General features: G+C 68.6%; 22 protein-coding genes. 18 read left to right on the top strand and 4 right to left on the bottom strand.

Annotation, left to right across the window (positions count from 1 at the left end):
* Positions 1 to 233 precede the first annotated feature (233 nt).
* Complete coding sequence (locus AC1Q6V_RS08825) at positions 234 to 440, top strand: dodecin (RefSeq protein WP_010809809.1); 207 nt, start codon at positions 234 to 236, stop codon at positions 438 to 440.
* Between the two features lie 177 nt (positions 441 to 617).
* Here AC1Q6V_RS08825 and AC1Q6V_RS08820 read toward each other — a convergent pair whose 3' ends face one another.
* The gene (locus tag AC1Q6V_RS08820) at positions 618 to 2,285 is read right to left on the bottom strand and encodes a ShlB/FhaC/HecB family hemolysin secretion/activation protein (protein ID WP_011616394.1); all 1,668 of its coding nucleotides are present in this window, start codon (positions 2,283 to 2,285) and stop codon (positions 618 to 620) included.
* Between the two features lie 183 nt (positions 2,286 to 2,468).
* The gene (locus AC1Q6V_RS08815; protein ID WP_454750003.1) at positions 2,469 to 3,881 is read right to left on the bottom strand and encodes a collagen-like triple helix repeat-containing protein; all 1,413 of its coding nucleotides are present in this window, start codon (positions 3,879 to 3,881) and stop codon (positions 2,469 to 2,471) included.
* A gap of 730 nt (positions 3,882 to 4,611) precedes the next feature.
* On the opposite strand from AC1Q6V_RS08815, the gene AC1Q6V_RS08810 reads away from it, so the two are divergent.
* From AC1Q6V_RS08810 to AC1Q6V_RS08745, 14 genes are all read left to right on the top strand, one after another.
* Entirely contained in the window at positions 4,612 to 5,721 is a 1,110-nt protein-coding gene (locus AC1Q6V_RS08810; protein ID WP_454750004.1) for a collagen-like triple helix repeat-containing protein, read from the top strand.
* Between the two features lie 370 nt (positions 5,722 to 6,091).
* A complete protein-coding gene (locus AC1Q6V_RS08805; RefSeq protein ID WP_010809813.1) occupies positions 6,092 to 6,268 on the top strand; it encodes a Flp family type IVb pilin in 177 nt (58 codons plus the stop codon).
* 21 nt (positions 6,269 to 6,289) lie between these two features.
* Complete coding sequence (locus tag AC1Q6V_RS08800) at positions 6,290 to 6,766, top strand: prepilin peptidase (protein ID WP_041687902.1); 477 nt, start codon at positions 6,290 to 6,292, stop codon at positions 6,764 to 6,766.
* Between the two features lie 72 nt (positions 6,767 to 6,838).
* Positions 6,839 to 7,315, top strand: coding sequence for a TadE/TadG family type IV pilus assembly protein (locus AC1Q6V_RS08795; protein ID WP_010809815.1), 477 nt, complete (start codon positions 6,839 to 6,841; stop codon positions 7,313 to 7,315).
* Positions 7,316 to 7,365: 50 nt separating this feature from the next.
* The gene (gene cpaB / locus AC1Q6V_RS08790) at positions 7,366 to 8,319 is read left to right on the top strand and encodes a Flp pilus assembly protein CpaB (protein ID WP_010809816.1); all 954 of its coding nucleotides are present in this window, start codon (positions 7,366 to 7,368) and stop codon (positions 8,317 to 8,319) included.
* A 19-nt stretch (positions 8,320 to 8,338) separates the two neighbouring features.
* On the top strand, positions 8,339 to 9,751 hold the full coding sequence (locus AC1Q6V_RS08785) for a type II and III secretion system protein family protein (RefSeq protein WP_454750005.1): 1,413 nt from the start codon (positions 8,339 to 8,341) through the stop codon (positions 9,749 to 9,751).
* 46 nt (positions 9,752 to 9,797) lie between these two features.
* Positions 9,798 to 11,039 (top strand): CpaE/TadZ family protein, encoded by a 1,242-nt coding sequence (locus tag AC1Q6V_RS08780; RefSeq protein ID WP_010809818.1) that lies wholly within the window; start codon positions 9,798 to 9,800, stop codon positions 11,037 to 11,039.
* A 1-nt stretch (position 11,040) separates the two neighbouring features.
* The gene (locus AC1Q6V_RS08775) at positions 11,041 to 12,357 is read left to right on the top strand and encodes a TadA family conjugal transfer-associated ATPase (RefSeq protein WP_010809819.1); all 1,317 of its coding nucleotides are present in this window, start codon (positions 11,041 to 11,043) and stop codon (positions 12,355 to 12,357) included.
* Positions 12,350 to 13,276: a type II secretion system F family protein gene (locus AC1Q6V_RS08770; RefSeq protein WP_011616400.1), complete on the top strand. Its 927-nt coding sequence runs from the start codon at positions 12,350 to 12,352 to the stop codon at positions 13,274 to 13,276. Before AC1Q6V_RS08775 ends, AC1Q6V_RS08770 begins: the two co-directional genes overlap by 8 nt.
* A 31-nt stretch (positions 13,277 to 13,307) precedes the next feature.
* Entirely contained in the window at positions 13,308 to 14,345 is a 1,038-nt protein-coding gene (locus AC1Q6V_RS08765; protein ID WP_011616401.1) for a type II secretion system F family protein, read from the top strand.
* Positions 14,342 to 15,205, top strand: a complete 864-nt coding sequence (locus AC1Q6V_RS08760) for a tetratricopeptide repeat protein (protein ID WP_011616402.1) — start codon at positions 14,342 to 14,344, stop codon at positions 15,203 to 15,205. Before AC1Q6V_RS08765 ends, AC1Q6V_RS08760 begins: the two co-directional genes overlap by 4 nt.
* A complete protein-coding gene (locus AC1Q6V_RS08755) occupies positions 15,202 to 15,549 on the top strand; it encodes a DUF3613 domain-containing protein (protein WP_011616403.1) in 348 nt (115 codons plus the stop codon). Before AC1Q6V_RS08760 ends, AC1Q6V_RS08755 begins: the two co-directional genes overlap by 4 nt.
* Positions 15,546 to 17,234 carry a TadG family pilus assembly protein gene (locus tag AC1Q6V_RS08750; RefSeq protein WP_011616404.1) on the top strand — a complete coding sequence of 563 codons (1,689 nt, stop codon included), beginning with the start codon at positions 15,546 to 15,548 and terminating at the stop codon, positions 17,232 to 17,234. The genes AC1Q6V_RS08755 and AC1Q6V_RS08750 overlap by 4 nt, the downstream gene beginning before the upstream one ends.
* A gap of 38 nt (positions 17,235 to 17,272) precedes the next feature.
* Positions 17,273 to 18,637 (top strand): sigma 54-interacting transcriptional regulator, encoded by a 1,365-nt coding sequence (locus AC1Q6V_RS08745; RefSeq protein WP_011616405.1) that lies wholly within the window; start codon positions 17,273 to 17,275, stop codon positions 18,635 to 18,637.
* Positions 18,638 to 18,672: 35 nt separating this feature from the next.
* Here AC1Q6V_RS08745 and AC1Q6V_RS08740 read toward each other — a convergent pair whose 3' ends face one another.
* Entirely contained in the window at positions 18,673 to 19,029 is a 357-nt protein-coding gene (locus AC1Q6V_RS08740) for a YgiW/YdeI family stress tolerance OB fold protein (RefSeq protein WP_454750006.1), read from the bottom strand.
* A 137-nt stretch (positions 19,030 to 19,166) separates the two neighbouring features.
* On the opposite strand from AC1Q6V_RS08740, the gene AC1Q6V_RS08735 reads away from it, so the two are divergent.
* Positions 19,167 to 20,315: an exonuclease SbcCD subunit D gene (locus AC1Q6V_RS08735; RefSeq protein WP_454750007.1), complete on the top strand. Its 1,149-nt coding sequence runs from the start codon at positions 19,167 to 19,169 to the stop codon at positions 20,313 to 20,315.
* Complete coding sequence (locus AC1Q6V_RS08730; RefSeq protein ID WP_454750008.1) at positions 20,312 to 23,374, top strand: AAA family ATPase; 3,063 nt, start codon at positions 20,312 to 20,314, stop codon at positions 23,372 to 23,374. Before AC1Q6V_RS08735 ends, AC1Q6V_RS08730 begins: the two co-directional genes overlap by 4 nt.
* Positions 23,375 to 23,392: 18 nt before the next feature.
* Here the strand turns inward: AC1Q6V_RS08730 and AC1Q6V_RS08725 are convergent, their stop codons facing one another.
* Positions 23,393 to 23,650, bottom strand: coding sequence for a hypothetical protein (locus AC1Q6V_RS08725; protein ID WP_010809829.1), 258 nt, complete (start codon positions 23,648 to 23,650; stop codon positions 23,393 to 23,395).
* Between the two features lie 477 nt (positions 23,651 to 24,127).
* Between AC1Q6V_RS08725 and AC1Q6V_RS08720 the strand changes: the two genes are divergently transcribed.
* Entirely contained in the window at positions 24,128 to 24,790 is a 663-nt protein-coding gene (locus AC1Q6V_RS08720; protein ID WP_010809830.1) for a 3-oxoacid CoA-transferase subunit A, read from the top strand.
* The last annotated feature ends 9 nt before the right edge of the window (positions 24,791 to 24,799 follow it).

The raw sequence follows: 24,799 nt of genomic DNA, 5'->3' as shown, positions 1-24,799 counted from the left end.
GCGGATCTTTGCGTCGGTGAATGACGGCATGCGCGCGCCGCGCGCCGCATGCTGTCGGGGCGGGTTCGCAGCGTAGCAGCCGCATACGCCACTGGCAAAGCGTGATTGTGTAACAGGATCTGCGGCCGGCTATCCGGTGCAGCATCGCTGCACCGCCGCTGCCCTTGGGACTATCCGCACCCGCGCCTATGATGGATGGAACCCCCGCGGGTCCGCCCGCCAAGGAGAGGGATATGAGCAACCATACCTACAAGCTGGTCGAGATCGTCGGATCTTCACCCGATGGCTGCGACCAGGCCATCCAGAGCGCCATTGCCAAGGCCGGTGAAACCATCAAGAACATCGACTGGTTCGAAGTGGTGGAAACGCGCGGCCACATCACGAACGGCAAGATTGCGCACTACCAGGTCACGCTGAAGATCGGTTTCCGCGTGAGCTGAGTGCGGCGCCGCGCTTGCGCGGCGGAATTGCGCGACGGCACGGGCTGCGCTGCCTGTGCGGATTGGTGCGCGTGCTCGCTCCAGATGCAGCCTTCGGGATAAAAAAATCGGCCGACGCGAGACTGCCGTCGGCCGGGTGCAGGGAAACCTGGTGTCGTCAGCCCAAACGCGACCAGCTCAATCGAACTGGTACGAATAAGTCATGTTGATCCGCGGCGACCGACGGCTTGCATTGGTCGGCTTGTCACCTACCGGTTGTGCCACCGACAGATCCAGCGTGTAGTAGCGCCGGTCCGAGAAGCGCGCGCCAATGGCTACCGATGACAGGCTGCGGTGCGACAGCGACACGCTGTTGGAAAACACGCGCGCCACGTCGGCCGACACATAGGGCTGGATGGTGCGCAGGTAGGTCATGTCGGGCAGGAACAGGCGGCTGATTTCCGCCGAGGCCCCCCAGCCCTTGTCGCCCGCCACTTCGCCGGCGGGATAGCCCAGCCCGAAGAAGCGTCCGCCGAAGCTGATCTGCTCGCCCGAGGCCAGGCGGTCGCCGCTGTACTGGCCCGCCGCGGCCACGGTGAGGCCGAAGCCCGCCGGCAGGTCTTTCGACTGCGACAGCAGCAGCCGCGTGCGGAAGAAGCTCAGGTCGTTGGTGTTGTTCTGGCGGCTCGCACCCAGCGCATCGAAACCCTTGTACAGGCCGAGCGTGGCGTTGCGGCTCACGCCTTCGCCGCGCTGAACGTAGGTCAGCTCCGCGGTGCCCACGCGCACGTTGGTGCCCAGCGTCACGCGCGTGCCGGTGGCGGTGTGGGTGTACCGCTCGAACTGGTCGGCGCCGTAGAAGCCGCCGGTCAGCGTGAGCGTATGCGCGTTGGACAGCAGCAGCGGATAGCTGAGCGAGCCGCCGATGCGCTTGGTGTCGTTGACGTAGCGCGGGTTGAACCCGATCGCCTCCAGCGTGGCGTTCTGCGGCACGCCTCGGTAGTGCGAGGCATTGAGCCGCGCGATCATGCCCTCGGTGCCGAGCGGCTGCGCGTAGCTGGCGGCGTAGTACTCCTCGTTGTCGCGGCCCTTGGGGAACAGTGCCGAGACCGAGATCTGCTCGCCCAGCGGCGTCAGACTGTTGGTGGTCGCGGTGGCAATGGCGCGCAGGCCTGGCGACATGTATTCAATGCCGGTGCCGAAGGTGAACGGCTTGCGCTTGACGTCGAGCACCATCTCGCAGGCGCCGTCGGTGGTGGTCGGCGGCTGCACCGTGGCCGCCACCTGCAGCCCGGGCTGCAGGGCCAGTGCATTGACGTAGTGTTCGAATCGGTCCTGGCGCAGCGGGCGGTCCTGCTGCAGCTTCTCGGCAATGGCGCGCAGCCGGCCCTCTGCCGGGCCCGCCTTGCCTGTGACCGTCACCTTGGCCACATAGCCTTCGACCACGGTGATCAGCACATCGCCGTTGGCAAAGTCCTGCGCCGGCACGAAGGCAAACGAGAGCGGATAGCCGCGGTCCTTGTACATCTGCGTCACCGTGTTGGCCGCTTCCAGCAGCTGCGCCACCGTGATCTCGCGATTGGCCAGCGGCTTGAACTGCGCGGCTACCTCCTCGAACGGCAGCGTCTTCGCGCCTTCGATGCGAAAGCGGCGCGGTGTCAGGCGTGTATTGAGCAGGTCCTGCATGGCCGCCTGCGGCCGTTCGACCTGCACGGTCACGCTGCTGTCGGGCCGGGCCGGAGCAATCTTCGGGAGCGTCTGGGTTGGGTCGCCCTGGACCGGGCTGCGCGGATCGGCCTGGACCAGGCCGTGATGGAACGCGCCGACGCTGACCAGCAGCGCGGCAACGCGATGACGTGCACGCATGGCAAAACCCCTGTAAGGAAATACTGCGGCTATTGACGTCGCGTGCCACTGGCGCGGGAATTGCCGCTACCCCCGTGCGCCTGCCGTCCGATGCTGCCGGTTCAGCGCGTGGCCGCTACGTTGAATCTGGTGTGCTCCGCTGCCCGCGATCAGGCGATCGCCAGGGCAGCGGCTGAGGCTGGATTACTTCTGGCCGAGCGCGCCGGTCAGGCCGCCCAGCAGGCCGCCAACCAGGCCGCCGATGGGGCCGGTGGCGCTGGTGGTCGAAGTCTTGCTGGTGGTGCTGCCCGCGGTGGAGGTGGCGCCGCCGGTCACGGCGGCGACAACATTGGTGACGGGGGCCAGCGGGCTGGTGGTGCCAGTGCCCGCCGCGGCGCCGGTGACGCCGCCGACCACGCCATTCACCACGCCGCTGACCGCGGTGGTGACCGGCGCCAGCGGCGAACCGGTGCTGCCGCCGGTGGCACTGCCAAGGCCGCCGGTGATGCTGCTGACCAGGCTGGTGACAGGCGCCAGCGGCGAACCCGTACCGCCAGCGCCTGCACCGCCAGTCAGCCCCCCGGCCAGCGCAGTCACGGGTGCCAGTGCCGGGCTCAGCGCGCCCAGGCCGCCGCCGCTGGCGGGCCCGTTCACTGCGCCGCCCAGCGATGCCACGGTCGTGCCGGTGGCGTTCACCACGCCGCCGACGCCCGAGATCACCGGCGTGTTGGTCTGTTGCAGCGTGGTGCCGGCCGTCGCGAGCGCACCGCCCACGGCCGCCAGCAGGCTGGTGGTCGGTGCGCCCAGGCCCGTGGCCGCGCCGAGCGTCTGTGCGGCGCCGGTCAGCTGCGAGGTGATCGGCACGATCAGCTTGCTGGTGGTGGTGGTCACCTGCTCGACCGCGCCGGTCGACAGCACCGTGGTCAGCGTTTCGCCAGTGCCGCTCACCGTTTTGCCCAACTCGTTCACCACCGTGCCCAGCGGCGAGGTCAGCGGCGCCAGTGGCGCGAGCTGGCCGGTGCCAAGGCCACTGACGGCGGTACCGGTGCTGGATAAGGTCTTGCCAAGTTCGGTGACCACGTTGCCGGTGCTGGCTACCGTGGTGCCTACCGGATTATCCGAGTTCGGCATGCTGCCCAGGCCCGATTGCAGGCCCGTGGCCAGTGCCCCGATGGCATCGCCGGCGGAGGCTACGGCGTCGCCCAGGCCGGTTTGTGTCTGGGTCGGCACCAGCGGCAGGTTGCTGCTGCCGAGCTTGTCGCCAAGATCGCTGACCGTCTTGCCGGTACTGTCGAGCACCTTGCTAGTATTGTTGATGACCTCGGCGGTCGGGGTCCGTGCGGTGGGCGTTTCGCCGCCGCCGGTATTGCCGCCATTGTTATCGCCAGTGCCACCCGTGCCGCCGCCCGTGCCACCGGTACCACCGCTGGCCACGTCGGTGCTGCCGCCGGAGCCGCCCATGCCGCCAGTGCCATCGGTACCCGTAGTCTTGGCGCCGCCATTGGTGCCCGCCGTGTCGCTGGTGCCCATGGAGGTCGATCCGCTGCCGCTGGCGCAGCCACCCAGGGCCAGCAAGGTTGCGAGGAGTGCCGTTACGGCGAGTTGTTGTTTGCGCATGTTCTGTTCCCTCATTCCCGTCGTTTAAATCGCTCGGCCGCGCATCGCGTTCGTTTTCTGCGTGCGGCGGTGACGGATATGGCGCAATCGGTATGCCAGCGCTGCGACGCGTCCTGGAGCGGACCCTGCGGAAGTCGGGGGTGGTGCCCGCAAAGCCTTGCCGGGCGCGGATTCCAGGGAAGCGGTGGGACCTGCTTGCGGCGCTGCCGGGGATGGGGTGTCAGGGCGGCTGCGCGTTACGCGTTACGTAACGTGTGTCGTCTGCAGGGAACAAGACAGCCGGAACGGCGGGCTTGCGACGATGGCGATCCAGCCAGGCAAGCGCGCCGTGCCGCGCACTGCCACGGCCTCCCGCCACGGTCATCCGCGCCTCCGTGTTCCCATGTTCCCGGAACACGTTACGTAGCACGTAACACCTCAGGTCCGCGCCGCAACGGCATTTGTGTCCGGCCCGCAGCTACCCCGCATCACCCGGCAATCCGCGCCAGCCAAGGCTTGCAGCGCCGCGGCCGGTTCCGTGCCGGCACCGCTGGCGCCGCTGGCACGCGCCTTGCCATTGGTTGTCCAGACGCGCCGACGATCTCGCGTTCCACGGTCTTGCCGTTCCGCTTCGGAGCGGTCCGCCAGAGGAACAAAGCGGGACACCGGGGAGGCTCGTCGGCAATCCCATGCGGCGCACATAAGACAAGACGGCCGGCAGCACCGTGGCCAACAAGACAGGAGAAGGGCAATGAAAATCAAGCATCCGTCGCAGCATGGCATGACCTCACTGGCCGCGGCCGGCGTGGCCGCCCTTGCGTTGCTGATGGCAGGCTGTTCGTCCAGCGGTGGCGGCAGCGGCGCCAATCCGCGGCCGAACAGCGGCAACACCGACACGCCGGTCAACCCGGCACCGTCCGCATCGAGCGAGATCACGCCCACGGCCAAGGTGACCGAAGGCGCGGGCAATACCGTGGTGGCCACTGGCAATGCCATCAGTGACATCGGCAAGACTATCCAGGAGGCGCCGCTGCCGTTGCTGCCCACCACGGCGCGCGAAAGCGCCGGCGACGTGGTGATCAAGGCCGGCAAGGCGGTTGGCTCGCTCGGTGCCGGCGTGCGCGATGGGCTGGGGCAGATGGGCTCGGTCGACAACCCGGTTGGCGTGACGGTGGCCAGCACCGGCAACGTGGTCCACGACGTGGGCGAGGCGTTGATCAGCGGCGGCGACCTGGTGTCTGGCCTGGGCACCGAGAAGCTGGCACCGCTGGCACCGGTGACCACCCCGGTGGGTGGCCTGGTCAGGCACGTGGGCATCGCGGTGCACGATGGCAGCTACAAGCTGAAAAGCGTGCTGTCCGAAGGCCCGGTCGCGCAGGTCACGAATTCGGTCAGCAAAGTCATCGTGCCGCTGACCAGCAAGGGCACCGACGGCACGCAGACACTGGGAGCGGCCACGCACCTGGGCGAGCCGGCCAACGGCCTGCTCTACAAGGTCGGCAATACGGTGGCTGCAGGCGGCAGCATGATCAGCAACACCCACGCACCGGTGGTCTCGCCGCTGGGCGGCGTGGTGACTGAGGCCGGCAAGACGGTCGCGGCTGCTGGCGCGCTCCTCAACGGCAATGGTCAGGGTGGCGGCAACCCGCTTGGTGGCCTGCTGGGCAACCTGCCGCTGGCCAAGGCTGGTAGCAACGGTGAGGGCGGTTCCGCGGGCGGCGCGCTCGGTCCCGTGACCGCGCTGCTGGCGCCGGTGACCGGACTGGTCGGCGGGCTGAAGCAAGGCGCACACGACAGCCAGGGTGGCAGCGGTGACCACAAGGCGTTGCAGCTGCCGCTGGTGGGTGGCCTGCTGCGCTGAAATGTCTCATCCCGGCTAGGTGTTTTCACGGTGCGCTGTCGCTCATCACCCCGTCGCAGCGCATCTTTTTATTTTGGCTGGCATTGCGGCCGTATGACCGCAATGCCAGGTTGCAGGCCGGTTCCCGGCCGGTCTGCCTGCTCTTTGACAACCTGTGGACCCGGGCGTGCCGGGTCGTTTCAAACGCGCGTCTTAACCCCTTTGGGTCATTGCTATCACCCGTAGGAGGGGTATGGTTGAGACATTCCATGTCTTAAAAAGAAAGCGCAGCAAGCGTGAAAAGTCGATAAAAGAGCGGGCCACAGAGCACCGTGATAATCGAACGGGGGAAGCGTGATCGCGGCAACAGATCACTTCGGGAGTGGAAATCATGAAACGACTCATTGCACGCTTTATTAAGGATGAGCGCGGAGCGACGGCTATCGAATATGGCCTGATCGTCGGGCTTGTTGCTCTGGCGATTGCCGTCGGCGCTGGCAAACTCGGCACCGAGCTTAACGCCAGCTTCGATCGGCTTTCGGTCACGGTTTCGGGATGGTTCAAGTAAAGCCGAAACCATAAGACCGGCGTGATTGCCGCGCTCCTCTGCGCGGCGACCCTCTACACAGACTTCCTCCACCGGCGCGTTCCCAACGCCTTGCTGGCGGCTGCCGTGCTGGCCCTCGGGCTGTCACTGCTCGCCGGACAGGGAATGGAACTGCCGCTAACCACGCGCCTGATCGGCGCCGGGCTGGGCCTTGCGGTCACACTGCCGGTATATGCCCTCGGGCAGATGGCGGCGGGTGACGTCAAGTTCCTGGTCGTGGCGGGGTTGTTCACCGGGCCGCAAGGACTGGTACTGGCATGGGTCGTCGGCAACCTGCTCGGGCTGGTGCACGCGCTGCTGGCGCTTGCACTGGGCGGTCGCGCGCCGGCTACAAGTCAAGCCATCGATCACCAGGACAGCGGACCTATTCCTACGGCGCAGTTTTCGCGGGCGCGCGGCATTCCATATGCCGCGTACCTGGCCGTGGGCGTGCTGGCCTGGATGGCTGCGGGCCATTAGCCGGACAGGCTAGTGGCAAGCAGGCTGCGCCGCCGGTCGGCGCGAAAGAACACCAAGGGACCTGGGTTTCGGATGTTGTTGCACGCAAGGGTCAACAGGGGGATCAACCGGCGCCGCCACGGCGCCGGCAGCGCTGCGATCGAGTTTGCGATCGTGGCGCCGGTGCTGCTCGCCATCGTGATCGGCATCGTCTACTACGGTGTGATGCTGGCGCTGCAACAGGTGCTGACGCTGGCCGCCGAAGAAGGCGCGCGCGCTGCGCTGCGCTATCCAGCGGGCGTTTCCGGCTCAGGCCTCGCGGCCACGCAAGGCGCGCGCGTCGATGCAGCGGCTGCGATGGCGCGCGGCACGCTTCCCACATCCATCAGGAATTTGCTGTCCACCGGCAACGTTGCGCAGGCAGTGCCCTGTGCATCCGGCTCCACCGATGTCTGCGTGCAGGTTACGCTGAACCTTCCCACCACCAACATCCTCCCCGCCGTGCCGATGGTCCCGGTCCCTGCAACGCTGTCAGGCTCGGCAATGGTCCAGCTTTCTCCTGATATCTGAGCCGCCATGCCCCAACGCCCCCACGCCATGCCCATCCAAAGGAATCCCGCATGACCAGCAAGCAGATCCGACTTCTGGCGGTGGTGCTGCTTGGCCTGGCGCTGCTGCTTGCGCTGCTGGCGTGGCAAGTGGGCCGCCAGCCGGCACAGGCGCCCGCGGCATCGACATCCGCCAAACCGCTGCACGCAGTGGTGGTGACCACGCAAGCGGTGGAGGCGGGCAAGCCGCTTGCCGCCGAGGCGCTCAAGGTCGAGATGCTCCCGATCGATCCCACCGGCGCCTACGGCGAGGTGGCACGCGTGACCGGGCAGGTGCCGCTGGTGGCGCTTGGCGCCAACGTGCCGGTGCTCGAAAGCCAGTTGCTGGCTGGCCTGGCCACGCAGGTGCGGGAGGGCGAACGCGCGGTGGCCGTGTCTGTCGATGAAGTCATCGGCGTCGGCAACCAGGTGCAGCCGGGCGACTATGTCGATGTCTTCCTGGTGCTGCGCCGCGACCAGCAGGAAATCCCGGAAAGCCAGGCGCGCATGCTGTTGTCGCGCCTGCGCGTGCTGGCCTACGGTGTCGCCTCGGTCAACCGGCCGCAGAACGCCAAGCCGGAACAGATGATGGCGCGGCAGGAAGGCGCCAAGACCGCGGTGCTGTCGGTGCCGCTGGAGCAGGTCAGCCGGCTGGCGATGGCGCAGCAGTCCGGGCGCCTGCTGCTGGCGCTGCGCAATCCGCAGGACGAAGCCATGCCCAGCGACGGCATGTTTGCCGAACCCCCGCCCGCGCTGGCCGCGCGCGCCGGCGTTCCCGCCGAAGCGCCGCGCGCGGCCCCCGACAAGGCCATGGCCGGCGTGATGCTGTCCGGCCTGGCCGCCCCCGCCGGCGCCTCTGCCCCGCGTGCGCCGGTGGCAGCGCCGGCGCCGCGGCCGCTGCAGGTTGCCGCGCCGCCCGCGCCAGCCCAGGCGAGACAAAGCGCAGGCGTGGAAGTCATTCGCGCGGGCAAGCGCGAGATCGAATAAGAACGTGGGCGCCGACTTTATGCATATCCGGAAGAAACCAGCCCATTCGACGGCCCTGCGCCGCAGGCTGATGCAACTCGCGCTGGCCGCGATGCTGGCCACTACCGCGTGGTGCGCACTGGCGCCGCGCGCACAGGCGCAGGAAGCCGTGAACGCGCGCCAGTTGCGCCTGCTGGCCGGCGCGCAGAAAGAGATCCGCAGCGCGCAACCGGTGGAACGCGTCGCGGTGGGCAACCCGGCGGTGGCCGACGCGCTGGTGCTGCGCACGCGCGGTGCCCCCAGCGTGCTGCTGGTGGCCAAGCAACCTGGCGTGACCGACGTGATGGTGTGGACGCGCGGCGGCGCCGAGCCGCTGACCTACAACGTGCAGGTCGATGCCATCGCGCCCGATGCCGATGGCGCCAAGCTTGGCTATTCCGCCGCCGGTGCCACCATCACCGGGCAGTCGCCCGATGCCTATGCCGCGGCGCGCGCGCAGGCAGCGGCGCGCGCGGCCACCACCGGCAAGACCGATGGCAAGCCCGGCCTGGTGGTGGATCGCTCTACCGTGCCGCTCTCCGGTACCGTGCAGGTCGACGTCAAGGTGGTGGAGATCAGCAAGACCGTGCTCAAGGAAGTCGGTATCAACTTCTTCCGCAACAACTCCGGCTTTGCCTTCGGCACGTTCTCGCCATCGACGCTGAACAAGTTCACCTTTACGCCCGGCAGCGGCGGCGCACCGGGCAGTTTCAGTGCCGACATCGCGTCGCCGATGAGCAATGCCTTCAACCTGGTGGCCGCGTCGCTGACACACGGTATCTTCGCCAATATCAGCCTGCTGGAGGCCAATGGCCTGGCGCGCGTGCTGGCCGAGCCCAGCCTGGTGGCGCTGTCCGGCCAGAGTGCCAGCTTCCTGGCCGGCGGCGAGATCCCGATCCCGGTGCCGCAGGCGCTGGGCACGACCACGATCCAGTTCAAGCCATTCGGCATCGGGCTGACGGTGTCGCCCACGGTGCTGTCGGCCGACCGCATCGCGCTGAAGGTGGCGCCGGAGGCGAGCGACCTCGACCCCTCGCGCGGCATCTCGATCAATGGCGCGGTGGTGCCCGCCATCGTCACGCGGCGCGCCGACACCACGGTGGAACTCGGTGACGGCGAGAGCTTCGTGATCGGCGGGCTGGTCAGCCGCAACACCGTCAGCAACGTCAACAAGGTCCCGGTGCTGGGCGACCTGCCGGTGATCGGTGCCTTCTTCAAGAACCTGAATTTCCACCAGGAAGACCGTGAGCTGATGATCGTGGTCACGCCGCGCCTGGTGAAGCCGCTGGCCAAGGGCGCGCCGGCGGCGCAAGCCGTTGGTGCCGATGGCCGCACCAACGGCAACCCCAATGTATGGGGCTGGTATGTGCTGGGCGAATACGCGGACCCGACTTTGCCGGGTTTCTCAAAATAGCCGCCGGCCGTGCCGGCAGGCATGGCCAACAGCTTGAGGCGGAGAGATGGATTATTTTCTGTTGCACGCAACGCAGGACGAAGTGAAGGACTGGCTGGGCAAGGTCCTGGGCGGGCTGGGCACGCTGGTGGCCGAAGGCGGCGCGCAGGAAGCCTTTCTCGAGCGCGTGGCCCAGCTGCGCCCGGGGCTGGTGTTCCTGCACTTCTCGACGGAACTGGCCGGCGCGTCGGCGCGGCTGGGCGAGCAGCTGCTGCGGCTCTTCCCAGGCCTGCCGCTGGTCGCGGTGGGCCATGCCGACGAGCCCGGCATCATGCTGGCGGCGCTGCGCGTGGGCGTGAAGGACTTTATCGACCTGCGCGACGCGCCGGCCGATGCCGAGGCCGTGGTCAAGCGCCTGGCCGTGCCGGGCGAGCAGGTGCGCCAGGCCGAGTCGGCGCGCCAGGGCAAGATCGTGGCGCTGCTGGGCGCGCGCCCCGGCGTGGGCGTGACCAGCCTGGCCGTGAACCTGGCCGCGGCGGCACGCCGCCACCTGCCACTGAATGAAAAGACTGACGCGCGCGCCGAAGTGCTGCTGCTGGACCTGGGCCTGCCGGCGCGCGACGGCGCGCTGTACCTGAACCTGAGTCCGGGCTTCCACTTTGTCGAGGCGGTGCGCAACCTGCGCCGCTTCGACCAGGTCTTCGTGCAGACCGCGCTGACACGCCACGGCAACGGCGTATGCGTGCTGCCGCTGCCTGCGGCGCTGGGCGAGCTGCGCGACATCTCTTACTCCGAAGCCATCAGCCTGCTGGAGCGGCTGCGCGCGTTCTTCGACATGCAGATCATCGACCTGGGCGGCTTCGGCAATGCCGAGTTCACCGCGCAGATCGTCAAGGCCGCCGACAGCGTGGTGCTGGTGGCCGACCAGAGCGTGGGCGCGATCGTTTCGGCCGCGGAGCTGGTGCATGAGCTGCGCGCGCGCGAGGTGGAGCGCGACGACCTGCACCTGCTGGTGTCGCGCTTCGATGCGCGCCTGGGCGTGGATGCCGCGCAGATCGCGCACCGCGTGGGTGTGCAGTCGGTGGGCACGCTGCCCGACAGCCGCGCACCGCTGGTGCTGGCCATGAACCGCGGCGCGGTGCTGGCCGACGACGATCCGCACGACCCCTATGTGCGCGCCCTGGCCGACCTGCTGGCACGACTGGGCTACCGCGCGGCGCAGGCCAGGGAAACCAGCCTGCTGGCGCGGATGAAGGACAAACTGCCTGAGGCGCTGCGCGCGGTGCGCGTGGCACGCACTGGAACCTGACATGACGCAAGCGATTGAATTCTCCGACAACGCCCCCGCACCGTTTCCGGTCTCGCAGGAATTCCAGAACATCAAGGAAGCGGCGCACGAGCACCTGCTGACCCGCATCGAAGAGCTCGGCGCAGAGTTCGGCCGCTGGTCGCGTACCGCGATCCAGCGCTTTGTCGACCTGGAACTGGAGAGCTTTACCCGGTTGCGCCGCATCCCCATCAACGAGGCCGAGCTGCGCCAGATTGCCGAGGCGCTGACCAAGGAGCTGGCCGGCTTCGGCCCGATCGAAGACCTGCTCAACGACCCCGCGGTGGAAGACATCCTGGTCAACGGCCACCTTGACGTCTACGTGTCGCGCCACGGCGTGCTGGAGCGCATCCCGGTGCGCTTTACCGACAGCGGCCACCTGCTGCGCATCGTGCGCCGCATCCTGGCGCCGATCGGCAGGCGGCTGGACGAGTCCAACCCGATGGTCGATGCGCGCCTGCCCGACGGCGGCCGCATCAACGTGGTGATCCCGCCGCTGGCGCTGGAGGGTCCAGTGGTGTCGATCCGCAAGTTCCGCAAGGACCCGATGACGCCTGCTGACCTGCAGGGGCTGGGCACCATGAGCCCCGAGATCTGCGACCTGCTGCAGGCCGCGGTGCAGGCGCGCTGCAATATCCTGGTGAGCGGCGGCACCAGCTCGGGCAAGACTTCGCTGCTCAATGCGCTGGCCACCTTCGTGCCGACCACCGAGCGCGTCATCACCATCGAGGACACCGCCGAGCTGGCGCTGAACCACCCGCACGTGGTGCGGCTGGAAAGCCGTCCCGGCGGTTTCGAGGGCACCGGCGTGGTGTCGATCCGCGACCTGCTGCGCAACAGCCTGCGCATGCGCCCGGACCGCATCATCGTGGGTGAAGTGCGCGGCGGCGAGGTGCTGGAGATGCTCCAGGCGATGAGCACCGGCCACGATGGTTCGATGGGCACCATCCACGCCAGCAGCCCGCGCGAATGCCTGTACCGGCTGGAGATGCTGGCCGGCTTTGCCGGCTTCCAGGGCAGCGAGGCGAGCCTGCGCCGGCAGATCGCCAACGCCATCGACTTTATCGTGCAGATCGCGCGGCTTTCCAACGGCAAGCGCCGCATCGTCTCGATCACCGAGATCACCGGGCTGGGCGACAACATCATTTCCACCCAGGAGCTGTACCGTCACGAGCCCTACGTGAACCCGGACGGTACCGAGACCGACCGCTGGCTCTCGCTCGGCCTGCTGCCGCACTCGCCCAAGCTGGCACGCATGCGCGGACCGGGCTTCATGCTGGACGACCGCTTCGATGTCTAGCGCCACGCTGCTGCTCGCCGCCACGGCCCTGGTCATCACCGGCCTGGGCCTGCTGCTGCTGGCCAGCGCGCAGGCGCGTGCGCGCCGCGAGCAGCAGCAGGCCTTCCTGCAGGCGCAGACCGAGCAGGTGCGCCTGCGCTATGCGCAGGCGCCGGATCCGGCGCTGCAACTGCCCGCACGCGACCTGCGCCGCCGCTGGGACGACTTCCTGCGGCGTGCCGACCTGGCGCCGACGCGCCGTACCGCCATCGTCTGGATCACGCCGGTGGTGCTGTGCACGCTGGCCGGCGCGGTGGCGGGGCAATGGCTGGGCGCGGTGTCGGCCCTGATCGTGGCGCTGGCCGTGGCGGCGTTCGCGGCCTGGAACCGCGTGCGCCGCCTGCACAAGAAGCTGTTGTCGCAACTGCCCGGGTTCCTGGACGGCGTGGTGCGGCTGATGACGATCGGCAGCAGCGTGCCGGCGGCGTTCCAGAATTCGATCGCCAATACCGAGGCGCCGCTGCGCCAATGCCTGGTGCAGGCCGTGCACCTGCAGCGCGCCGGCAAGGAGCTGGACCAGGCGGTGCTGCAGGTCGGGCGCGTGTACAAGGTCGAGGAACTGGTGCTGGTGGCTTCCGTGCTGCGCCTGTCGGTGCGCTACGGCGGCCGCGCCGATGTGGTGATGGAGCGCACCGCCGCCTTTATGCGCGACCGCGAACAGGCCCAGCGCGAGCTGATGGCGCTGTCGGCCGAGACCCGGCTGTCGGCGTGGATCCTGGGGCTGCTGCCGCTGGTGGTGGCCGGCGGCCTGTTCATGCTGAACGCGGGCTACATCTTGATGATGTGGAAGGATCCCACCGGCAAGACGATGCTGCTGTCGGCCCTGGCGCTGGAAATTGCCGGGGCCTTCATGCTGTACCGGCTGGCCAAGTCGATCTGAGCGGCATGCCAGCACGCAGACAAGAGCCAACATGGACCGCCTGACACTGATTTCGCTCAGCCTGCTAGCCGCCGCCTGCGGCGTGGGCGTACTGACGCTGCCGCTGTTGCGCGACTGGCGCCAGCGCCGGCTGTCGGCGCGCACCATCGACGGCGCGCTGGCGCGGCAGCGCGCGGCAGAAGCCGCCCAGGCCGCCCACGCCGCAGTCCCCGCCGCGTCGGGCACCCAGGCTGCGGCAAAGGCCGGTGCCGCCGCGCCGCAGGGCAGGGGCGGGGCGGCTACCGCAATCGGGGCACAACTGGGCGCGCGCGTGGGCGAGCGCATCAATGCCCACTGGCTGGATTCGCGCCTCGGGCGCGCGGTGGTGACGCCGGAAGACCAGCAGTTGCTGGAGCAATGTGGATGGTACGGGCCGCAGTCGCGCATGCTGTTTGGCGTGCTGCGGCTGGGGTTGCCGTCGGCCCTGGCGCTCGCCGCCATGCTCTGGCACGTGGGCGCGGGCGCCTTTGCCATCGTCGCGTGGGGCTTCGGCACGTTTGCGCTGGCCTACCTGGCCCCCAAGTGGCACCTGCGCCGCCGTGCCGCGGCGCGCCTGCGCATGGTCGATGACGAGCTGCCGGTGCTGATCGACATGCTGCGCCTGCTGCAGGGCGTGGGCCTGTCGATCGACCAGAGCCTGCAGGTGATCGTGGCCGAGTTCGGCAGCATGCTGCGCGTGCTGGGGCCGGAGCTGGCACGCGCCAACCAGCAGTTTGCCTCGGGACGCTCGCGCGAACAGACGCTCTTGCGCATCGGCCGGCTGTTCGACAGTGAAGACCTGAAGAGCCTGATCACGCTGCTGACGCAGGTGGACAAGCACGGCGGCGCGGTGCAGGAGCCGCTGCGCCAGTTCGGCCTGCGCATGCAGGAGGCGCGCAAATCGCGCTTGAAGGATGAGATCGGCCGGCTCACGGTCAAGATGACCGCGGTGATGGTGGTGAGCCTGCTGCCGGTGCTGCTGATCCTGACCGCGGGCCCCGGCTTCCTCGGGGTGATCCGCATGCTGGCACATATGGGAGGGACGCGATGACGCGCTCAGTCGGTCCGGCGCTGGGCCGGATCTCGAAAACGGCGGCGTGCCTGCTGCTCGCGGCGCTGTCTGGCTGCGCCGCCAATCAGAACGGGGCCGCGGCCATGCATGACCAGGCCGAGGCGCAGGTGGAACTGGCCAAGCTGCGCGACAAGACCGCGCGCGCCGAATACAGCGAGCAGGCGGTCTACCTGGGCCTGATCCGCAAGATGCAGCAGGACGGGCTTTACTTCGCCTCGCTGGCTCATATCGAGGTCTACGTGAAGCGCTTCGGCTCCGGCCCGGAGATCCAGGCGATGCGCGCCGATGCGCTGCGCGAGACCGGGCAGGACAAGGCCGCCACCGATGCTTACCAGCAACTTGCAGCGACGTCGCAAGGCGAGCAGGCCGCGCATGCGCACCACGGGCTCGGCCTGCTGGCGGGGCGCCAGGATGACTTTGCGCGCGCCGTTACAGAGCTGCGCCAGGCCGCCGCGCTCGACCCCGTCAATCCGCGCATCTCCGGCGACCTGGGCTACGCGCTGATGCGCGCCGGCGCGCTGCAGGACGCGCGCGTGCCGGTGATGCAGGCGCTGGAACTGGACGCGCGCAATCCGCGTGTGATCAGCAACGCCGTGGTGTGGCTGATCGCCGACGGCAAGCGCGCGCAGGCCAACGCCATGATGCAAAAGGCCGCGCTGCCCGAAGCCACGCGCAGCGCCATCCGCAAGGAAGCCGACCGCATCGCCCGCGCCACCGCGGCGCGCGACCGCGCAGCGGCCCGTCCTGCGCCGGCAGCGCGGGCGCCATCGAAACCCGCCACCACCGCACCGGCCACCTCGGTGGCGGCCGTGGCCGCAACCGCAGGGGCTACCCCATGACCGCCATGTTCCGCATTGCCATCCCCGCGCTCTGCCTGCTGATGCTGGCGCCCGCCGCGCAGGCGCAGACCGACCGTGCCACGACCGAGGCCGCCGCCACCGGCATGCCGGCAGGCAGCCCGGCGCAACGCGAGATCGGTGCCGACACGCGCGCCATCCTTGCCATCCAGCGCGAAGGCACGCAGGCTGGCCCCATGCTGCCGATGCACGGCGAGCAGGCCGCGCTGGGCTATGAGCGCTACCTGAACAGCTTCCGCTTCGCGCTGCCGGAGTTCTACACGGGGCAGGCCAACGCCAGCACCGCGCGCGCCGGCTCCGCCGGCCAGATGCTGGGCGGCAAATGAGCTTGCGCCAGCCGCGGCCGCGCCGGGCACCTCGATCCGCACGCGGCGCCATCAGTGTGATGGCGGCGCTGCTGATCGCCACCGTGGCGATCGCCGCGCTGGTGTCGATCGACGTGGGGCATGTGTTCATGCGCCAGCGGCAGTTGCAGAACGTGGTGGACCTGGCCGCGATGTCGGCGGCACAGCAACTCAAGCGAGCTGATAGCGCGGCGAATCTGAACGCCGCTGTGCTGGGTACGGTCAGGAATATCGGTGCGAAGAACGGGTATCCGTCGGGCATTGCAATGGGTTGCGGCGATGCCACCGGTGGCGGCGCGGATGCCATGACTGCCTGTCTTGGCGTGTGGGATCCGGCGAGCGGCGGGCCGAAGCATTTCAGCGCTACGTATGAAGCAACCAAGGTCTCGCCCAATGCCGTGCGCGTGCAGGCAACGCAGACCGTGCCAATCCTGTTCGTGATCGACGGCGGCAGCGGCCGGCAGCTGTTTGCTGAAGCGATTGCCAGCGGCAGTCCGCCGGTGGCGGCGTTTTCGCTGGGTACTGGGTTGCTGGACGTCTCCACCGCCAACAGCATGCTGAGTGTGTTGCTGGGCAATACGGTGAGCTTGTCGTTGGTGGACTGGCAGGGACTGGTCAATACCACCGTGACGCTGGACCAGTTGCGGCTCAAAGCGGGTGTCGGCACGGTGGACCAGCTGTTGAACACTTCATTGAATCTGCGTGATTTCTATGCGCTGGTGCTTGGCGCCGCTGGCCGCGACGCGCTGCTGACGACGATGCTGGGCAGCCCGCCAACCGCGCTCGGGGCCAGCGGGGCAGCGGCTACGGTGTCACTGGCCAGGCTGCTTGATCTTGGTTTGATGGCGCCTGCGGCATCGTCGGCGGTGGAGGTGGGCCTGAACGTGGCGCAGTTGCTGCTCGCCTCCGCGCAGGTGGCGCGAGGGGATACGGCAGTTGCCCTGCCACTGAACATACCCAATCTCCCGCTTGGCCTGGGGGGCATCAGCGCCAACCTGCGCGTGATCGAGCCGCCGGTGACGGCGGCAGGTCCGGCGCGACAGCTCTCCAGCAACCCGGACGCCTGGCAAACGACCGCAAGCTCATCCCAGGTAAAACTGACCCTGATGCTCCAGATCACCTCAAATATCCTGAAACCGGTACTGGACGCCAACTTGAACGTGCCGCTCTATCTCGATGTGGCCAACGCCACCGCCGACCTGACCAAGCTGCAATGCGCGGCAAATCCTGGGGACCGCCGTGCCACGATGCACGTCAGAAGTGGTCTCGTCACGGCGTGCCTCACCGATGGCTGCACGGGTAGCGATGTGGTGCTCGGCCAGGCTAAGCTGGGGCTGTTCGACATTGCGGACGTGATTGCCACGGACGTCCCACGCTATGGCAGCACGGCTGGCCAGGAGGTCACGCTGGCACCGGGCGGGCATGCGCAAGTTGGTACCGCCGATCCGTTTGGCGGGTTGTTCTCGCAAGTGCTGGCCCTGAAGGTGCGGACTAGGCTGCTGGGCATCCTTAGTGTGCCCATTGATCTCGGCCCGCTACTCGCGCCGGTCGGGGCAGCGCTCGACGCATTGATCCCGCCGCTGCTCGCCAGCCTCGGCATCCAGCTAGGCACCGCCGACCTCTGGGTCCACAGCATCGACTGCAACAATGCCGAACTGGTGTACTGAGCCATGATTGCGCCAAACCGCCTGATGGCAGAAATCGAATGAAGACAGACCGCTGGGCCTACGAAAACCTTGAAGTCTACGTGTGGGAAGGCAAGTACGAGATCGCCGACCGCGTCACGCGTTTCCTGGCGCCGCTGGGCGTGGACGTTATCCGCGCCGGCGCACTCGAAGCCTTGCCTGCCGAGCCGCGCCTGAAGCCCTGCATCGCGGTGATCAGCGTGTCGGTGATCGGCGCGGCGCGCTTTTCGCTGGACTGGGAGGCCGCGCACGGCATGCCGGTGATCTGGGTGGCAGGCCCCGGCCGCGAGGCCGATCCCGGGCGCTTTCCGCCGGAGTACGCGCATATTCTTGCCGATGACTTCACCGGCGCCGACCTGCGCAGCCAGATCGGCAAGCTGCTGCCGCAACTGCTGGCCACGGACGCGCCCGGCGAGCGCGAGGCCGATCTGGTGGCCGGCTCGCCGGCGATGCGCCAGTTGCTGCAGCATGTGGAAACCTTCGCCGACTTCGGCAGCAACGTGATGCTGTATGGCGAAACCGGCGCGGGCAAGGAACGCATCGCGCGCCTGTTCCATGAGCGCAATGGCACCTACGGAAAGGGGCCGTTCGTCGCGGTCAACTGCGGTGCGATCCCTGACGGCTTGTTCGAGTCGCAGTTCTTCGGCCATGCCAAGGGCGCGTTCACCGGCGCCTCGTTCGCGCACCGTGGCTATTTCGAGCAGGCCAACGGCGGCACGCTGTTTCTCGATGAAATCGGCGACCTGCCGCTGTTCCAGCAGGTCAAGCTGCTGCGCGTGCTGGAAGAGAACGTGATCACCCGGCTGGGATCGACCCTGGCGGTCAAGCTGGATTTCCGGCTGGTGGCGGCGACCAACAAGGACCTGCGCGACGCGGTGCGACAGGGGCGTTTCCGCGCCGACCTGTTCTTCCGCCTGGCGGTGATCGAGATGCGCATCCCCAGCCTGGAAGAGCGTGGCCAGGCCGACAAGGTGGCACTGCTGCAGTCCTTCCTGCGCCATATGCTGGGGGAATCCGGCTTCGACGCGCTGCCGCCGATGCCTGACTGGCTCAAGGGCGCGGTTGGCACCGCCTATTTCACCGGCAATGTGCGCGAGCTGCGCAACCTGGCCGAGCGTGTGGGCATCACCGTGCAGCAGACCGGGCACTGGGACGAAGAGCGCATCCGGCCGCTGTTCCGCTCGCTGCATCCGGGTGCGTTCGATGGCGGCGAGCGCAACGACCTGCGTGCCGATACGGAAGAGCGCCGCCGCATCCTGGCCGCGCTCGATGCCAATGGCTGGCGGCGGCAGGACACGGCGGCAAGCCTGGGCATCAGCCGCAAGGTGCTGTGGGAAAAGATGCGCAAGTACCAGATCGCCGACAGCGAGGCCGAGCCGGTCTGACTGCACGGCTCAGAACACGCGCATCAGGACACGCCTCAGGGCAGGCGGATCTCCTTCACGTCGAAGTGTGATTCGCCGATCAGCTCCTTGTCGTATTCGCCGACCAGTTCCACCGTGGTCTGCGCATCCACCGGCTTCTGTGCCGGCCAGAGCTTGGCCTTGATCTTCACCTTCATCTGGCCGGTGCCGTCCGAGAACAGGTAGCGCTCGTCGCCGACGCTGCTGATGATCTTGCCGCGCAGCACGGCCTGCTGGTCGTCCTTGCCATCTGCCTGCAGCGCCTTAACGGTCATCACCAGGACGGCCGACGGGCCGGTGTACTGGGCGCTGGCGCCGGCGGCGGCCAGTCCCAGCACAAGGGTCAGGGCAGTGGCGGTCAGGATGCGTTTCATGTGCGTTCTCCGAAAATTTCAAATTTGGGGCGACTGCATGCATGATGCGCGCGCCCGCCTGAACCGTTGCTGAACGGGCAGTCAGGTCGCAACGCATTATGATGCGGGTTTCGCCTTTGCATCTATCGGATCCCGGATTGCGTTTCCTTCACACCGCCGACTGGCATCTCGGCCGGCTCTTCCATGCGCGCAGCCTGCTGGAAGACCAGGCCCATATCCTCGACCAGTTTGTCGAACTGGTCCGCACCGAACGCCCCGATGCCGTGCTGATCGCCGGCGACGTCTACGACCGCGCCGTGCCGCCGCCTGAAGCAGTGGCCTTGCTCGACGACGTGCTGGGCCGCATCGTCATCGACACCGGAGTGCCGGTGGTGATGATCGCCGGCAACCATGACAGCGCGCAGCGGCTGGAATTCGGCGCGCGGCTGATGCGGGCGCAGGGCCTGCACGTGGCCGGCCGCACGCTGGCCGAGGCGGCCTGCGTGACGCTGCACGACACCCACGGCGAGGTGCGCATCTACGCGCTGCCGTACGCGGAACCGGCGGTGGTGCGCGATGCCATGGGCACCGACCTGCCATCGCATGAAGCCGCGCTGCGCGCGCAGCTCGATGCCATCCGCGCGGTGCATCCGCCGGGCGTGCGTGCCGTGGTGGTGGGCCATGCCTTCGTGGTGGGCGGCGCGGCAAGCGAATCGGAACGGCCGCTGTCGGTGGGCGGCAGCGGCGCGGTGGCTGCGGACCTGTTCGCCGGCTTTGACCTGGTGGCGCTGGGCCACCTGCACCGGCCCCAGACGCTGGGCGCCGGGCGCGTTCACTATGCGGGCTCGCTGCTGAAGTATTCGCTGTCAGAGTGCGCGCACGACAAGTCGGTGTCGCGCATCGAACTGGGCGCGGACGGGGCGGTCGCCATCACGCCGGTGCCGCTGCAGGCGCTGCGCGATGTGCGCGTGGTCGAAGGCGAACTGGCCGCGGTGCTGGCGGCGGGTGTCGATGATCCGCAACGCGATGACTACATCCACGCGCGGCTCACCGATACGGGCGCGCTGCTGGACCCGATGGCCAGGCTGCGGCAGGTCTATCCCAATGCGCTCGCGATCGAACGCACGGTGCTGGCGCGCACCGGCACGGCTTCGGAGGCCGGGCGCAAGTTGCGGCAACTGGGTACCGGCGAACTCTTTGCCAACTTCTTCCGCGAAGTGGCGGATGCCGAGCTGGAACCGGACCAGCGTGCCGTGCTCGACCAGGTGCTGACCGGGATCGCCGCCGCGGACAGGGAGTCGGCATGAGACCGCTGCATTTGACGCTGCAGGCCTTCGGTCCCTTTGCCGCGACCGAGCAGGTCGATTTCACGCGGCTGGGCGAGCAGGCCTTTGTGCTGATCCACGGCCCGACCGGCGCGGGCAAGACCACGCTGCTCGACGCGATCTGCTTTGCGCTGTACGGCGATACCTCCGGCGGCGAGCGCAGTGCGCAGGCCATGCGCAGCGCCAACGCCGCGCCCGCGCTGCGCACCGAGGTGACGCTGGAGTTCAGCCTGGGCGCGCAGCGCTGGCGCGTGGTGCGCTCGCCGGTACAGGAGCGGCCCAAGCAGCGCGGCGAGGGCTGGGTGACCGAGCCGGCCAAGGCCCAGCTGGACCTGCATGACGGCAACGACTGGATCAGCAAGGCCAGCCAGCCCGCCAGGGTCAGCGACGCCGTGCGCGACTTGCTGGGTTTCGACAGTGCCCAGTTCCGCCAGGTGATCGTGCTGCCGCAGGGGCGCTTCCGTGAATTGCTGACCGCCAGTTCGCAGGCGCGCCAGGCCATTCTGGAGCGCCTGTTCCGCACCGAGTTGTACCGGCGCGTGGAAGAGCTGCTGAAGGCCGAGGCCGCCGGCATCCGCCGCGATGCCGAGCGCATCACTATCCAGCGCGACGAAGCGCTGCGCCAGGTTGGGGTGGAATCGGCGCAGGCGCTGGCAGAGGGAATCGAGGCCTTGCAGGCCGAGTTGCAGGCGCTGCAGGGGCAGGAACAGGGCGCGCGGGCCACGCTGGCCGCAGCGCAGGCGGCGCTGGGTGCCGGCGAGCAGGTGGCGGCGCGGTTGCGGGAACGCCAGCAGGCGCAGGCCGCGCACGCGGCGCTGCTGGCGCGCCAGCCAGCCATGGAGCATGAGCGCGCGCGCCTGCACGCCGCCCAGCGCGCCGCGCGTGTCAGGCCGGCACTGCAGGCGTGGCAAGCCGCGCAGCGCGACCAGGCCGCCAGCGCCGTTGCCTTGACGCAGTCTGGCGAGCAGGCGGCGCGCGCCGCGCAACAGGCCACGCAGGCGGCTGCCGCCTTGCAGGCCGAAAAGGCACGCGCTGAAGCGCGCCAGTCCGCGCAGAGGCGGGTTTCGCAGCTGGCAGACATGCTGCCGCGCGCGCAGCAGCTGGGTGCGCAGCTGGCCGCGCTGCAGGCGGCCGAAGCCAGGCAGGTGGCAGCCGCCACCGCGCGCGAACGCGCCGCCGCACAGCTTGCCACGCGGCAAGCCGATGCCGTTGGCGCGGAGTCCGCGCTGGCGCAAGGCCAGCTTGCTGCCGCGCAGGCACAGGCCACGGCGTTGCAGCTGGCCGCGTTGCAGGAACGCGCGCGGCAGCTTGACCGTCATCAGCAAGCTGTCCGGGCACTGGATGCCGCGAACGCACAGGCGGCCAATGCCGCCGCTGCCGAACAGCAAGCCCTGCGCCAGCGCGAGCAGTGCCGCGCCGCGCTGGCCGAAGCGGAAGCCGCCTGGCGCGCCGGGCAGGCCGCGCGGCTGGCCGCAAGCCTGGCAGCGGGCGATGCCTGCCCGGTCTGCGGCAGCACCGCGCACCCGGCACCGGCGCAGCACGTGGCGGCGCCGCTGCCGGACCAGGCGCTGGAGCAGGCCCGCCACGCCGCGCTCGAGGCTGAATCCCATGCGGTGCGCTGCACCGGCCAGCACCAGGCGGCACAAGCTGCCATTGCCCAGGCGCGCGAGCGGCTGGACGAACTGGCGCAGGCGCTGGGCGAGGTCGGCGACGAGTCCGCCCGCAAGCTGAAAGCCGAGATCACGGGACTGGAAGCGGCACTGGCCGAAGGCCGGCAAGCGGCGGCAAGCCTTGCGCAACGCGAAGCCGCCATCGTCAGCTGCCGCACCGCGCTCGCAGCGGCGGACGCCGCCAGCCGCGATGCCACGGCCGGCGCCGAGGCCGCTGCCCAGGCGCTGGCCCACTGCCGTGGCGAATGGCAGGCCAACAGTGCGCAGGTTCCCGAGGATTCACGCGACCCCGTGGCGCTGGGCGAGGCCCTGCGGCAGGCGCAGGCTATGCTCGCCGCGCTGGAACAGGCGCTGGCCGCTGCGCAGGCGGCCGAGCGCCAGGCTGCGGCGGACGCAGCCGGGGCACAGGCTGGACTGGTCTCGGCACAGCAGGCACAGGCCCAGGCGTCTAACCGCCTGGCCGAGGCCGAATCCGTGCTTGCACAGGCGCTCGCGCAGCAAGGCTTTGCCGATGTGCCGGCCCACGCGGCCGCCTGTCTTGGCGACGATGCCATGCAGGCGCTCGACGCGACGCTGCGCGCGTTCGATACCCAGCTGGCCACAGCCGCCGACTGGCGCGAACGCGCCGAGGCCGCCGCGCAAGCGCTGGACGCGCCGGATCTGGACGGCCTGCGCGCAGCGCGCGATGCGTCGGCCGCCGCGGTGGAAGCCCTGGTCCGGCAACAGGCCGAGCGCGGCCGTTCGCGCGACACGCTGCTGCAGTGCCAGCTGCGCCTGCAGCAGCTGGACGCGCAGGGGCGCGACATCGAGGCACGCTACGCGGTGCTGGGCCGGCTGGCCGAAGTCGCCAACGGCAACAACCCGCGCCGCATGACCTTCCAGCGCTTCGTGCTGGCCACACTGCTCGATGAGGTGCTGGAAGCCGCTTCGGCGCGTTTGCTGGCGATGAGCCGCGGCCGCTATGTGCTGCAGCGCGTGCGCGAGCAGGCAGACCAGCGCAGTGCGGGCGGACTGGATATCGAAGTGTTCGACCACGATACCGGCGCGGCGCGTCCGGCCAATACGCTGTCAGGCGGCGAGGGCTTCCTCGCGTCGTTGTCGCTGGCGCTGGGGCTGGCCGACGTGGTGCAGTCGCGCGCCGGCGGCATCCAGCTCGATACGCTGTTTGTCGACGAAGGCTTTGGCACGCTCGATCCCGAGAGCCTGGACTTTGCCATCCGTACGCTGCTGGACCTGCAGCAGGCAGGGAGGCTGGTGGGGATCATTTCGCACGTCACCGAATTGCGTGAGCGCATCGACGTGCGGTTGGAGGTGCGCCCTGGGGTTGGCGGCAGCCGGGTACTGTTGACGGGCGTGGCGACCCTCGCGTAATGCGGCGGGGTTTCCCCGTCAGCCGACGAATACCTGGCGGCAACGAATCGCCATCACTTGCGCTTCAAATGCGCGGGCGGCTGCCCGGGCCAGGCGCACGCGGCGCGACAGCGGGTGCGGGCGGGATGGCATGTTGGCGCCAGCCGGGGCAGGCGCGGGCGATTGCAGTTGATCCTTGCTGGGTTTCAGTCCCCACGCCTGCTGCGTGACATGCAGGATGCGCGCAAGCGTCACTGCATGGGGCGTGGATGAAAACGGGACATGGACGGTGGCCATGACGGGCTCCTCGTTCTTTGTTGCCAGGCTGCCCTGCTCAGCCGGGTGGTCCGGTGGCTGCTGTGCGGGTATTGCCTTGCCTGATTCCACAATAGCCCGTGCGACCCCCGGGCCATATCGAGTGCGAGCCGATTGTGATGTCGGCCCCGTCCTACACACGGGGTGTGCCCGTCACCCGCGCGCGCTAATCGCACAATCTGGTTAGCCGACCGCCCGGTCGGCTTGACCGTCGCCGACGCGCAGGTGTAATCTGTTCATTCTGCGAATTCAAGTTCGTATATCGAACAAATCGGTTAACGAACAACCGGTCACACCCAAAGACTCACGCAGACTGCTGGACTCGTTCAAATGGGTAGCGCCCCGCGCAGCCCGCCGCGACGAAACTCCTTCCGGCAGGATTACCGGAGACAGCCTTTCATGCGCCGCGTCTTGCGGCCCGCTCCGGTAGCCTGGCGGATCTTCCGACCTGGAACGCAAGTGATCAACAAGCTATACGACTCGGTGGAAGCGGCGGTGGCCGGCATCCACGACGGCGCCACCATCCTGATTGGCGGCTTCGGCCTCGCAGGCATGCCCGCGGAACTGATCGACGCGCTGATCGAGCAAGGCGCGCGCGACCTGACCATCGTCAACAACAACGCCGGCAACGGCGACACCGGGCTGGCCGCGCTGCTCAAGACCAAGCGCGTGCGCAAGATCATCTGCTCGTTCCCGCGCCAGGCGGATTCCTACGTCTTCGATTCGCTCTACCACGCGGGCGAGATCGAGCTGGAACTGGTGCCCCAGGGCAACCTGGCCGAGCGCATCCGCGCCGCCGGTGCCGGCATCGGCGGCTTCTTCACGCGCACCGCCTACGGCACGCCGCTGGCCGAGGGCAAGGAAACGCGCATCATCGACGGCCAGGGCTATGTGTTCGAGACCCCGATCCACGCCGACTTCGCGCTGATCAAGGCCGACACCGCCGACCGCTGGGGCAACCTTACCTATCGCAAGACTGCGCGCAATTTCGGCCCGATCATGGCGATGGCCGCCAAATGCGCCATCGTGCAAGTCAGCCACGTGGTGGAGCTGGGCGAGATGGACCCCGAACACATCGTGACGCCGGGCCTCTTCGTCAAGCGCGTCGTCAAGGTCGCCTGAGCGACAGGT

This window comes from Cupriavidus sp. GW823-FHT07B10 (assembly GCF_058794355.1).
The sequence above is the reverse complement of the archived record's forward strand: the minus strand, read 5'-3'. Positions and strand labels throughout refer to the sequence as shown.

Coding starts and splice junctions, on each gene's coding strand:
- AC1Q6V_RS08765 (WP_011616401.1), top strand. CDS start 13,308: ATGGACCGCCTGACACTGATTTCGCTCAGCCTGCTAGCCGCCGCCTGC.
- AC1Q6V_RS08755 (WP_011616403.1), top strand. CDS start 15,202: ATGACCGCCATGTTCCGCATTGCCATCCCCGCGCTCTGCCTGCTGATG.
- AC1Q6V_RS08740 (WP_454750006.1), bottom strand. CDS start 19,029: ATGAAACGCATCCTGACCGCCACTGCCCTGACCCTTGTGCTGGGACTG.
- AC1Q6V_RS08815 (WP_454750003.1), bottom strand. CDS start 3,881: ATGCGCAAACAACAACTCGCCGTAACGGCACTCCTCGCAACCTTGCTG.
- AC1Q6V_RS08770 (WP_011616400.1), top strand. CDS start 12,350: ATGTCTAGCGCCACGCTGCTGCTCGCCGCCACGGCCCTGGTCATCACC.
- AC1Q6V_RS08725 (WP_010809829.1), bottom strand. CDS start 23,650: ATGGCCACCGTCCATGTCCCGTTTTCATCCACGCCCCATGCAGTGACG.
- AC1Q6V_RS08775 (WP_010809819.1), top strand. CDS start 11,041: ATGACGCAAGCGATTGAATTCTCCGACAACGCCCCCGCACCGTTTCCG.
- AC1Q6V_RS08760 (WP_011616402.1), top strand. CDS start 14,342: ATGACGCGCTCAGTCGGTCCGGCGCTGGGCCGGATCTCGAAAACGGCG.
- AC1Q6V_RS08785 (WP_454750005.1), top strand. CDS start 8,339: ATGCATATCCGGAAGAAACCAGCCCATTCGACGGCCCTGCGCCGCAGG.
- AC1Q6V_RS08745 (WP_011616405.1), top strand. CDS start 17,273: ATGAAGACAGACCGCTGGGCCTACGAAAACCTTGAAGTCTACGTGTGG.
- AC1Q6V_RS08820 (WP_011616394.1), bottom strand. CDS start 2,285: ATGCGTGCACGTCATCGCGTTGCCGCGCTGCTGGTCAGCGTCGGCGCG.
- cpaB (WP_010809816.1), top strand. CDS start 7,366: ATGACCAGCAAGCAGATCCGACTTCTGGCGGTGGTGCTGCTTGGCCTG.
- AC1Q6V_RS08805 (WP_010809813.1), top strand. CDS start 6,092: ATGAAACGACTCATTGCACGCTTTATTAAGGATGAGCGCGGAGCGACG.
- AC1Q6V_RS08750 (WP_011616404.1), top strand. CDS start 15,546: ATGAGCTTGCGCCAGCCGCGGCCGCGCCGGGCACCTCGATCCGCACGC.
- AC1Q6V_RS08810 (WP_454750004.1), top strand. CDS start 4,612: ATGAAAATCAAGCATCCGTCGCAGCATGGCATGACCTCACTGGCCGCG.
- AC1Q6V_RS08730 (WP_454750008.1), top strand. CDS start 20,312: ATGAGACCGCTGCATTTGACGCTGCAGGCCTTCGGTCCCTTTGCCGCG.
- AC1Q6V_RS08795 (WP_010809815.1), top strand. CDS start 6,839: ATGTTGTTGCACGCAAGGGTCAACAGGGGGATCAACCGGCGCCGCCAC.
- AC1Q6V_RS08780 (WP_010809818.1), top strand. CDS start 9,798: ATGGATTATTTTCTGTTGCACGCAACGCAGGACGAAGTGAAGGACTGG.
- AC1Q6V_RS08825 (WP_010809809.1), top strand. CDS start 234: ATGAGCAACCATACCTACAAGCTGGTCGAGATCGTCGGATCTTCACCC.